This window comes from Pseudoruminococcus massiliensis (assembly GCF_900291955.1).
GTDB lineage: Bacteria > Bacillota > Clostridia > Oscillospirales > Acutalibacteraceae > Pseudoruminococcus > Pseudoruminococcus massiliensis.
This window is the reverse complement of record NZ_OLMR01000005.1, coordinates 26,108-38,079: the sequence shown is the minus strand read 5'-3', so window position 1 is coordinate 38,079 and position 11,972 is coordinate 26,108. Positions and strand designations below refer to the sequence as shown.

Genomic DNA, 11,972 nt, shown 5'->3' with positions numbered 1-11,972 from the left:
TATTGTTTTAGACTATTGAAGAGGTAAATACCATATTTTCAGTGTATTCACCTGCTATTTCAGATATGTCTTCGCCATAAAGCTGTTTCTGATTTAGTCTAAATATTCCTGTTATCACTTCTTCTGTTTGTTTGAATGTCGTGACAGCCATAGAAAGTGCTAAAAATTTTCTTGCTTTCATAATGACTCACCCTTTCAATATAAAAGTATAATTTTGTTTCTTATATTTAAACTGTAAGTATTGAAGAAGTAAATATCATAGTTCCGCTATAATCGCCTGCAATTTCGGATATATCCTTGCCATAAAGTTGCTTTTGGTTAAATCTTAGTGTTCCTGTGGTTTTTGCACCTACCTTATAAAAAGCTACAAAAAAATATCCGTTAGGTTCTGTCATCGGAACAACAGCAAAAGGACTATGATAATCCTCTATAGGAGAAACATTGTATACATCATATATGAATTTTGTATTAGGTGATGTTTTTTGAGTTAAATAGAATTTGCCATCCTCTTCAGTTGCATCCTTGTCTTTAATACGAACCAATACATATTGATTTTCAGAAAGACCCTCTATATTCACTGCTGTAACTTCATAAGGTACATCTTTAAAGCTATCAGTATCAGTTTCAGGCGGTGTTAAAGTTCCGAAGTCAACCTTATCAGGAATGGTTATAACATAACTAATTTCTCCAGAAGCTTGAATATTTGCTGCTATTTCAGTTTCTCCGACTGGAGATTTTGGAGTCAATTCTGCTGCGAAAGCTGCTGTTGACGCGGTAACCATTGTTGCTACTGCCATAGAAAGTGCTAAAATCTTTTTTGCTTTCATAGTATAGCTCATCCTTTCAATACAAAAGTATAATTTCAGAAGATTTAACTTTGATTAAGAGTTTTTCACTCTGAAATTTTATGATTATCGACATTTTCACAATATTCTTTACCAATATTACATATTTAATTAGATTATTGAAGAAGTAAATACTATAGTTCCACTATAATCGCCTGCAATTTCAGCTATATCTTTACCATAAAGCTGCTTCTGATTAAGTCTGAGTGTTCCAGTTTTGCTATCTCCTGTATTCTGAAAGTCTCCAAGATAATACCCATCAGGATTTACCATTCTACCCTTATTCAGAGGAATATCAGAATCAACTATTGTTTTGCGATCATACATATCATATGTAAGTTTTGTATTAGGTGATGTTTTTTGAGTTAAATAGAATGCGCTGTCATCTACTGTTGCACCCTCGTTCTTAACACGAATTACTACATAATCTGTATCGGAAAGATTTTCTATTTTTGTTGCAGTAACAGTAAAATTCAAATCTTTAAAACTATCAATATCGGTTTCAGGTTGTGTTAAAGTTCCGAAATCGACCTTATCAGGAATGGTTATAATATAATTTACTGCTCCAAGGTCTTGAATATTTGCTGTTACTTCCGTGTTTCCAGTTGTAGAACTTGGAGTCAATTCTGCTGCAAAAGCTGCTGTTGATGCAGTAACCATTGTTGCTACTGCCATAGATAATGCTAAAATTTTTCTTGCTTTCATAATGACTCACCCTTTCAATATAAAAGTATAATTTTATTTATTTAAAATGTAAGTATTGAAGAAGTAAATACCATAGTTCCACTATAATCGCCGGCTATTTCAGATATATCCTTTCCATAGAGTTGCTTTTGGTTAAATCTGAGTGTTCCAGTGGTTTTTGCACCTATCTTATCAAAAGCTACAAGAAAATATCCGTTAGGTTCTGTCATCGAAACAGAAGCCAAAGGACTATAATGATTCTCTATAGGAGAAATATTGTATACATCATATATGAATTTTGTATTAGGTGATGTTTTCTGAGTTAAATAGAATTGGCTATCCTCTTCAGTTGCATCCTTGTCCTTAAGACGAATCAATACATATTGATCTTCAGAAAGACCCTCTATATTCACTGCTGTAACTTCATAAGGTACATCTTTAAAGCTATCAGTATCAGTTTCAGGCGGTGTTAAAGTTCCGAAGTCAACCTTATCAGGAATGGTTATAACATAACTTATTTCTCCAGAAGCTTGAATATTTGCTGTTACTTCTGTATTTCCAGTTGTAGAACTTGGAGTCAATTCTGCTGCAAAAGCTGCTGTTGATGCGGTAACCATTGTTGCTACTGCCATAGATAATGCTAAAATTTTTCTTGTTTTCATAATGACTCACCCCTTTTGATATAAAAATATAATTTTATTTATTTAAAATGTAAGTATTGAAGAAGTGAATACCATAGTTCCACTATAATCGCCTGCAATTTCAGCTATATTCTTGCCATAAAGTTGCTTTTGATTAAGTCTGATTGTTCCTGCTGCAATTTGTCCTTGATTTTTAAAGTATGCAAAGTCATATCCGTCATTACCCATTACACCCTCAGCCAAATGATTATCACTTTCTCCTATTGTATCTGTATCATATACTAAGTACATAAGTTTTGTGTTAGGTGAAGTCTTTTGAGTTATGTAAAATTGGTCGTCATCTACAGTTGCATCTTTATCCTTAACAGCAACTGCTACACGATTTTTATCAGAAAGGTTTTCTATTTTTGTTGCAGTAACAGTAAATTTCACATCTTTAAAACTATCGGTATCGGTTTCAGGCTGTGTCAAAGTTCCAAAATCGACCTTATCAGGAATGGTTATAATATAATTTACTGCTCCAGGGTCTTGAATATTTGCTGTTACTTCTGTATTTCCAGTTGTAGAACTTAGAGTCAATTCTGCTGCAAAAGCTGCTGTTGACGCGGTAACCATTGTTGCTACTGCCATAGATAATGCTAAAATTTTTCTTGTTTTCATAATAAAACATCCTTTCAAAAATAAAATATATGTTAATATCAATTAACAACCAGTTTAAATTTAGACTTTGCAGAATTAAGTGGAGATTGCTCTTCATCAAGTGTTACACACTCATAAAAAACTTCTGCGTCATATGTGCCTTTTTTAAGAGTTTGTTGAAGTGGAACTTCTGTTAAACCATATCCCGGCTTTAGAAGTTCTGATTTATACAATACTGTGCCATCTTCAAGCTGGAGTGTTGCATAAAATCCGCAGTTATTTTCTTTAGGATTACCTATGCTTAAATGCAGTTGAGTATCTCCTGCTTTCATTTCAGCTGTACCATATCCTGGAATTTGTGTACCACTTGAGGAGCTTTCTGTGGATTTTTTTGATTCATCAAGCCCTGTGTCCCAGTCAGCCGATATTTTTCCAACTACTCCATTTGAATCAGCTTGTTCTTCTTTATTATTAATAGATTTAATAATGAAGAATGCTGATACACCTAAAGCAAGTATGATAACAACCGAAATTATGGCTATTATCACTGTCTTTTTCTTAGTCTTTTTCAAGTTTTTTCCTCCTTAATACAGACAACACAATTACTGCTATCGCTGATATAATTAAAATATATGCAAAAGAGTAATTATAATCACCTGTATTTACAACAGAATTATTTATCGAATTATCCTTTGAGCTATCATCTGGTTGATTTGGAGTATTACTTGAAAGCAATGCAAATGAAACAATATCGTCTGATTTGAATGTAAGCTTACCATCATTCATAGAAAGCACTTCACATTCTTTTATTTCGCCATCATCTGTAATTCCAACAACAGAAAGTTCATTTGAAGAATTTACAGGAACTGAAATTTCTACTCCAGACAAATACCAAAGATTAGATGGAATATAGTTTTCGTTTGAGTCAGTAAGAGTCAAATTATAAGAAGAAACTATAGTTTTATTACCTGCATAGCTTAGAAGCTTTTTATAGCTTTCACTATTTGTATCAAAAGCTTGGCTATTAACTTTTAGTGAGCGGTGCATTAGGCCCTTAACTGAAATTCCATCTGAAGTCTTTTTAATCAACTGCTTATAAAAATCGCACTTTATTGTTGGATAATTATTATTGAGCTTAGTATTTGCATTATAAATCCACTCAACTGAGTCATCTGTAACTGAATTAAGCTCATCTACAAATTCCTTTGTCAGCATTTCTGATTTTAGCTTATTTTTATTTGTATCATCAGGAATAACTGTTGAATTACTTCCGACAGCTTTAATATTGTTTGTAGTATAATAGAATACATTCTTTACATTTTCAGAAGCATTAAGACCTGCAATAGAACCTGCATTTTCTTCAGTTGCATTTGAAATTTTAGCGGAAGTATATGAAGAAGCTATTGAACCGAAGTTTTTACCAACTAAGCCACCCTTTAACTTTGAAGATGAATTACCTATTGTGATATTGCTTGCACAACCGTATATACTTCCTTCTTCGTTGTTTATGCCTGTAATTCCTCCACAAACATCTGTTCCATTTACAAAAGAAGCATTTCTACAAGCTTTTATAGTTCCGTTATTTACAGCAGCAACACCACCACTTATAACACCTTTTATATCTGAATTATAGTTTGAAAGCTTTATAGGTTGTCCATTTTTATCAAATGTACTACCTGTGGTTAATGCAATACCACTTACGCAATGGTCTACCAAACCATCATTTATTGCAACGATTCCGCCTGCATATTCTGAAGCAATGTTATAATCGCAGTCTATAACAAATAAGTTTTTGACTATTCCTTTTGGTCCTATTCTTTCAAAAAGACCGCCATACTTGGAATTTTTGACATTCAAGCCGAAGATTATATATCCGTTTCCGTCAAAAGTTCCATTGAAAGGTTTATTATCATCTGCTGAGCCTATTCCCTTTGTCCATTCAAAATCACTTGGTACAATTATATTATTTTCGAGAATATAATTTTCTTTACCATATTGAGAATAATTATTATCAACAAGATTTGCAAGCTTCACCAAATCGTCATAGGTTCTAATTATAAAGCTTCCGTTTTCGTTTCTATCAAATTCTTCTAAAAGCTTATCAAAGTTTGAATAATATGCTTCAGATGGGAAGTATACTGTTCCAGAATTATTATCAAGTACTGGATATAGGTCAGGCGTTTTTCCATTATCTATATTTTGATACCAAACTTGATCGCCTTCTGTAACACCTTTGTTAAGAAGATATGCTACTTCACCCGAATTAAATTCACTTTCTGTTCTACTTATACCAAGTGAATCACCCACATCATAAGTATAAAGGTAATAACAATTTTTAACCCTTGTATTTATTTTTGGATCATACTCATTATTATAGCCAATTAAAGCGTTAGAATATGATTTTCCACCTTGAATTTTGCCAACATTGTAGCAACTTTCTACAAAAGCATAACTATTATATCCTACAATACCGCCTAAATAACCATCTTCGTCATAAGAACTTGTAATATCACCTGTATTATAACAATTTGATATTAAGGCATCCATATATTTAGTAAGATTTTCTCCAGCAATACCTCCAATATATGAACCTGGGGATTTAATATTGCCACTATTGCTACATAATTTTATATTTCCACTGTTGTAGCCTGCAATTCCACCAATAAAATCATAAGAAGATGAAACATCACCAGTATTATTGCATTTGATTATTGAACCATCATTGAAGCCAGTAATACCTCCAGTAAGCTCTACTACACCAGTGACATTACCATTATTGTAGCAATTTGTAATTATACCACTGTTATTTCCTACAATACCACCAACCTTTTCATTTCCTGTAACATCAACATTTGCTATTATGTTTGAAAGTATGGTATCTTTTGAAGTAGAGCCTGCAATTCCGCCTACATTATAATCAGTGGTTTTCACTTCACCTAAAATAGTAAAGTTTTTAATAGTTCCACCAGTTACACTTCCAAAAAAGCCTTGGCTCGATATAGCCTTGCCTGAAGAATTTTTTGAAATTCTAAGATTTGATATGGTGTAATTATTTCCATCAAATATACCGGTTTCATAATTTCCTATTGGAGTCCATTCACGCTCTTCAAGATCAATATCATTTAGCAAAATAGCGTTTGCACCTTTTTGCTGAGCCTCAAAATCTGCGTTTGATTTATCACCATTTACAAGAGCTGCAAACCAGAAAAGCTGACCAGCATTTCTAATTTCGTAAAAACCATTACCGTTCAATACCGCTGGCTGATATTTACCACAAAAACCACAAAAACCATTGTTATTATATATGTGCTGATGCTCTTGTTTTTCTATATATAAAACAGCAGCTCTGCTTATATTAGTATAGTAATTATGGCTATCATTTGAATATTCTGTAACTATGCAACGATAAATAGTATTATCAAGGTCTTTTTCATTAGCCTCGTTGATTACCCCATTATCAGCAAAGTATGCTGCATTGAAAGAGCTTGATTTTCCAAACTCTTGGTCTATATCCTTCCAATCTGCAATATAATTACCTACGACAAGCTTCTGCCACTTATAGCTGATTGTATTTTCTGGATTACTTGGCTTTGCCTCGATAGTAAATATAGGCTTTTCACCAATATTTTTATACAAATCTACAGGGTACTTTATTATTATTGGTTCATTTTGGCTATCCTTACTATTTTTTGTTTTTCCTGATGCATATGGACCAAGTACACTTGGAATTCCGCTTGCATCTTTGGTGGAATATGCCTGCAATCTAAAGTAATATGTGGTATTTTCTTTAAGACCATTTACTGTATATATCTCGCTATCACCAGGAATAATAACATCTTTGCCATTATTTTTTAAAGCTACACAATCACCATTTGATGATGTTGAATAATACAGCTTATAGGATTCTGGCTTTCTTTCATAGTTTGTAGTATTACTCCATCTTAATGTTTCACTATTACTTGTGGTTGAAGAAACATGAAGGTCTCTCGGAAGCTTTGGCGGTGCTGCGTCTGCACCTTGAACAAGGCAACCTATAACACAAGTAGCATTTGTAAGTTCTTCGCCATCAACTGTCTGAATATTTGAACTGCCTAATTCCTTAGGATTCCATTTTACTTCTTTTGCAGTAAACTCATATGCTGATGATTTAGTTCCTGAAGAAGTGGTTGAGGTGCGTGCGGATTCAGGCAGTGGTGCAAATGTAGTTGTGTATGTTATATTTTCTGAATTTGCATTTGCCCATGTGCATCCTCCTCCAAAAGTACTAGTGGCACTAATTTTGATAGATGCCACTAAATATACCAGACATCCCTCTTTAGATTCTATACCTAAAGTAGATGTTGTTTTTAAAGAAAGTGAAAATCCATTGCTTAATGAGCTAGAACTTCCTTTTCCCATTGCTATTGAAGTTGTTGAGTTTCCATTTATTCCAATAACTGCTGAATTATTTGAAACCATATAGCTTTCTTTATCTTCTACATTCAATGAACTTATCTGATTTGCTTCAGATGCATATGTAGATGGGTCACCAGGATTTCTTCCAGCATATAAACTATCTACATCTACCGTCTTCAATTTGTAATGTTCATCATTTTCTGTACGATTAAATTCTTCAATAACACTATTATAGGTTGAAACAGGTATACATGAATTTGCAGGATTTAACTGAATATTAACATCCATATTCTTAAATGTACCTTCAATAATGTCACCTACTTTTGGGCAACCTTCTTCTCCATAAAGTAGCTTATAATCTTTAACCTCTTCTTCGGTTGCTTTATGTGTAGGTATCCATTGGTCATAATGGTATACTGCTATTGGTACTACAAGTAGAGCAACATAATCTTCACCTCCGCCCGAGGTAAATGTAAGGGTTTCACTTCTCGTATTTGATGTCTGATAACTTCCAGCATATTGTGCACCTATATCAATATTAAATCCATATCCAAAACTTTGTTGTTGAAATATTCCTGCTCCTGCCTTAACTTCTGTTGAGAACAAAAATGAAAGACCTAAACCAAAATTCCAGTTACCTGTTATTGAGTTTGTACTACTTGTTGATATACTATATGAAGTTGAACCTCTTGATGTCATAGTTGAACCATAATCAAGCTCACTCCAATATGGAGCACTTAACATTACGCTATGTACTACAGGGTTAGACCAGCCTACTGTTTTGCCTGTATATTTCATATATGTAGTATCATTATCAATATCTATTGGGCACAGTGTAAAGAAAGTACCGTAATCATCCTCATCAACATGGTCGAAATAGTCATTGTTTGTGCAATTTATTTTTATTGAGCCTTGGTCAAGATAGCACCAATATATATCGAGGTAAATACTGTCGCCTGAACCATCACCCATTACAACAAGTGTTTGTTCAGCAAGACGATTACTTTCTACAAACGAAGCACTTTCTGCAATATGAAAGAAAGCCTCCTTGTCTCCTGTATTTCCATCAAACTTTGAATTCGTATTAAATTTACCATTCTTTATACGCTCATTTGCCGTTTCGCCATCTGTTGAAGGAATAAAATCGTAAAATACACCTTCTACAAATAAGGTAGCTTTTTCGCTATTTTGTTTGAACCTTGTTCCAGTTATTGCAACAGGCTCTTTTCTATCTTTATGCTTTTTAACCCAAGTAAGTGCTTCAATAATTTTAGGTTCGCTCCAAGCATTACAGTATTGATTGTTTTCCCAAAGAACTACATTAACAAGGTTTTCACCTTCACTCATATCTCCACGGCTACTACTATTATTATAATTATAGTTTTTATTAGCTGCAATTACCAATTCCTTATTGCCGTCACCATCTAAATCCATTGTTGCAGATGATGTAAATTTCATTCTTCCGCCAGAGCCTTCACCTTTATCAAGATACTTTCTGACAGGTTGATTCTTTTCCCATTTGTAAATAGCGGTATAACCATCTTTGCAAAAATCATGGTCATTGCTATATGGCATCGTAACACTTACAACAAGGTCATCACTGCCTGAAATATCTGTTGTGCTGAGGGATACAAGCGGACGGTTTGTATCTTTACAGCAATTAAAATCAGAAGAAATAGACTTTAAATCTACACTATACTTCCATTCAAATAGTGGCTTATTTTCATTTTTGCTTTGCGTAAATATGCCTATCTTAGGATTATTCCTATATGAGAAATAAACCGCAATATCTTCATAATTATCACCGTCAAAGTCACCTACGGTTATGCCCATATATCCACTGGATTCCTGAACTTCTATATCCTGAACAAACTTACTCTTATCATCAAGTGTTTCAATACGCTCAAACTTTTTTTCAAGTTTATCGTCACCAGATTTTTCCTTATTATAATCATAGACTAAAAGTCCGAGCTTGCTATTTTTACCATCGTTACCATCAAGAAACAAACTGCATTGAATAATGGAATCTTTTATATAATTCTCTCCACTTAAATCACCAAGCTTTATGCTTCGTGTAGTAGATGTCTGATACTGCCATTTTCCGCCATGAGCTTTATCATTATAATATCTGTCAGTATAAGAAAGCTTATTATCTTTGAGTTTTTCCATACTCAAGTTCTCATAGTCTTTGACATTTTCCACTATATATGCTTCACAAGCATCACCTTTACTATAGTTTCCCTGTCCCATATAAAGCTCGCTCAGAATAGACGGCTTGTATCCTTCAAGAGGGTTAGTAGTATCATTTTCGTCAAAAAGTTCTGGGTCTTGTAATGAAGTAAATCCAAGCTGAGAATACTGTTCCTTACTCATATAATCAGCTCTGCCATCTTCTGTCTGACTTTCTGATGAAATTGTTTTTTTGCTACTTTCTTGAACAGGAATAATCTCTGTACTTGTTTTTTCATTATTTAGAGCAGTTGCAGAAACTGCAAACATAGACGAGGAAATACATGTTGTAAGCAAAATTGACAATGCCTTAATTGAAAATTCTTTTAACATATTTTTCATCTCCATATCTTTATGTTGTATTAAGCAAAATTGATGCAAAAAACACTCCGTTTTCATATTTAAAATCAGTAATTCCATCATATTTTTCTACAATATTTTTCACTGAAATTAAGCCTATTCCCACTTCATTGCGTTTTGATGAACGATACTCTTTACCCTCTTTTATAGGTTTTTCATCGCAACTATTATCAATAGTAATTGAAATTGAATTCTCATTAATAAGTTTGCCACAAATCCTTATAAATTTTTCGCCAGACTTTTTTCTTTGGCAAGCCTCGAGTGCATTTTCTATGAGGTTTCCTAATATAACACAAATATCTGGTTCTGATATTGCAATCTCTTGTGGTAATTCAATATTAGTGTAAAATTCTATATTACTCTGCCTCGCTTGCTCTGCATAATATCTCACCAAGACATCTATTGCATAATTTTTGCAATAGATTTGTGATGTATCTATTGGAAGCGTTTTTTTATACATCTTCAAATAATTTTTGAGAGCCTCTTGGTCACCGCTATCAATATAGGCTTGTATAAGATTTAAATGCTGATGCAAATCGTGTCGAGCCATTTTTGTTTCTTCTATACGCTTTAATATGAGATTATATTGTGCTTTTTGTAGGTCGTTGATTGCCTCTGCCTGTTTCGCTCGCTCCTCAAGCATAGCACTATTACGCAGTACATCGAATGAACGCAGTAAGACATAATATATAATAAATACACAAATCAGCAGACATATTCTTGTTATAAAGAATTTCCAGCTTTTTGTAATATCATTATCGAATGAACCTGTAAACATCATAATTAAAAAAATTATAAAAGCAGGTACAAGCCATATTGTTTTCCATATACCTGATTCTGGGGAATCTAATATTCTTTCTGCTGTTTTCTTATAGAAAATAAGTATAAGCGGAAGTGCAAGCATAAAGAATACAATCTGTGTAATACTGTTTTCGATTGAGTAATATAAAGTTGAATCTGGAAAAATAAGCCCTGTAATAAATATCGACGAACCTCTTATAATCATTGTATATGCCGCTGTGAAAAAGTAGAAGAAAACTAATTTGAAGAAATCTACTTTTACGCATAAAGCATATGCTATAAGACATATCACTGAGGTAATAACATCTGAATATCTTGGATTTATTCCGTTTTTAAGGAATATAAGAGAGCTATTTACAAACACAAATTCGCTTATTATAATTACTATCCCAACCAGCCATTTTTTGTATCTAAGATATTTCAACATAGGGCAATAAGCTAAGATACAATATGGCATAGTTGAAACTATTACATTTATCATAAGCTGAAGCTCAATGCTCATAAAAACCTCCTTTCCTTGTTTTATCAAATGCATATGAGGCATAAGCGTTTTTTATTTCTATCTTTTTTGAACGGCTTATTGGCACTCTCTCATCATTCTTTAAAATTATTGTCTGCTCTTCGATTTTCTTCACATTATCAAAATTTACTATAATACCCCTGCAACAGCACTGAAATCTAAGTTGGTCAGGAATCAGGCTTTTCAGTCCTTCAAAGTTCATATATGTACGGTGAACTTCTGTTGATGTATGAAACTCCGCATAATGATTCCGCATTTCTATAAAATATAAATCATCAAGCATAATCTGAACAGTTACTCGACTTTCTTTTATATTAATATACTGTGGCAATATCATATCATTTAATACGTGGTCTAAAACTGAGTATATTTTATCTTGATTGAAGGGCTTGAGTATATATCCTGCTGCATGAACCTCATAACCCTCCAACGCAAATTCTTTTTCTACTGTCGCAAATATAATATTAACCTTTTTATCAGTTTTTCTTATTTCATATGCGGCTTGCATACCTGTCATTCCTGGCATAGATATATCTAAAAAAACCATTATGAATTTATGCTTAAAAAAATCTTTGAGAAATTCTTCAGCAGAGCTATATGTATATATAGTGCAATCTATATTTTTTATATTCAGATAATAAGAAATTATTTGATAGAGCTTATCTCTATCGTAATTCATATCATCAACTAATGCTATTTCCATACAATCTCTCCTAATTAAATTACAAATAATATTATTTGTGCTAAAAATAAGTATTGATGTCATTTTAATTATATCACAGCAAATACTATATGTAAAATCAGAAAGTTTTGTATGAAATTGTTTTAAAGTTTTTAGATATATTATTTAATACCTAA

The 11,972-nt window shown here is 32.9% G+C and carries 9 protein-coding genes; all 9 read right to left on the bottom strand.

All coding sequences use genetic code 11. The annotated features are described in order from the left end of the window. Nucleotides 1–7 precede the first annotated feature (7 nt). Complete coding sequence (locus C9914_RS11530) at nucleotides 8–181, bottom strand: hypothetical protein (protein WP_022265680.1); 174 nt, start codon at nucleotides 179–181, stop codon at nucleotides 8–10. 46 nt (nucleotides 182–227) lie between these two features. Continuing rightward, on the bottom strand, nucleotides 228–827 hold the full coding sequence (locus C9914_RS07655; protein WP_106764549.1) for a hypothetical protein: 600 nt from the start codon (nucleotides 825–827) through the stop codon (nucleotides 228–230). A gap of 129 nt (nucleotides 828–956) precedes the next feature. After that, entirely contained in the window at nucleotides 957–1,550 is a 594-nt protein-coding gene (locus tag C9914_RS07650; RefSeq protein ID WP_106764547.1) for a hypothetical protein, read from the bottom strand. A 41-nt stretch (nucleotides 1,551–1,591) separates the two neighbouring features. Next, entirely contained in the window at nucleotides 1,592–2,191 is a 600-nt protein-coding gene (locus C9914_RS07645) for a hypothetical protein (protein WP_106764545.1), read from the bottom strand. 42 nt (nucleotides 2,192–2,233) lie between these two features. Further along, a complete protein-coding gene (locus tag C9914_RS07640; protein ID WP_022265471.1) occupies nucleotides 2,234–2,830 on the bottom strand; it encodes a hypothetical protein in 597 nt (198 codons plus the stop codon). A 38-nt stretch (nucleotides 2,831–2,868) separates the two neighbouring features. Beyond that, nucleotides 2,869–3,381, bottom strand: a complete 513-nt coding sequence (locus C9914_RS07635) for a hypothetical protein (RefSeq protein WP_106764544.1) — start codon at nucleotides 3,379–3,381, stop codon at nucleotides 2,869–2,871. Beyond that, nucleotides 3,368–9,766 (bottom strand): fibronectin type III domain-containing protein, encoded by a 6,399-nt coding sequence (locus tag C9914_RS07630; RefSeq protein WP_158707370.1) that lies wholly within the window; start codon nucleotides 9,764–9,766, stop codon nucleotides 3,368–3,370. The genes C9914_RS07635 and C9914_RS07630 overlap by 14 nt, the downstream gene beginning before the upstream one ends. A 19-nt stretch (nucleotides 9,767–9,785) precedes the next feature. After that, the gene (locus tag C9914_RS07625) at nucleotides 9,786–11,096 is read right to left on the bottom strand and encodes a sensor histidine kinase (protein ID WP_158707369.1); all 1,311 of its coding nucleotides are present in this window, start codon (nucleotides 11,094–11,096) and stop codon (nucleotides 9,786–9,788) included. Beyond that, entirely contained in the window at nucleotides 11,086–11,817 is a 732-nt protein-coding gene (locus C9914_RS07620) for a LytR/AlgR family response regulator transcription factor (protein WP_158707368.1), read from the bottom strand. The genes C9914_RS07625 and C9914_RS07620 overlap by 11 nt, the downstream gene beginning before the upstream one ends. Nucleotides 11,818–11,972 lie beyond the last annotated feature (155 nt).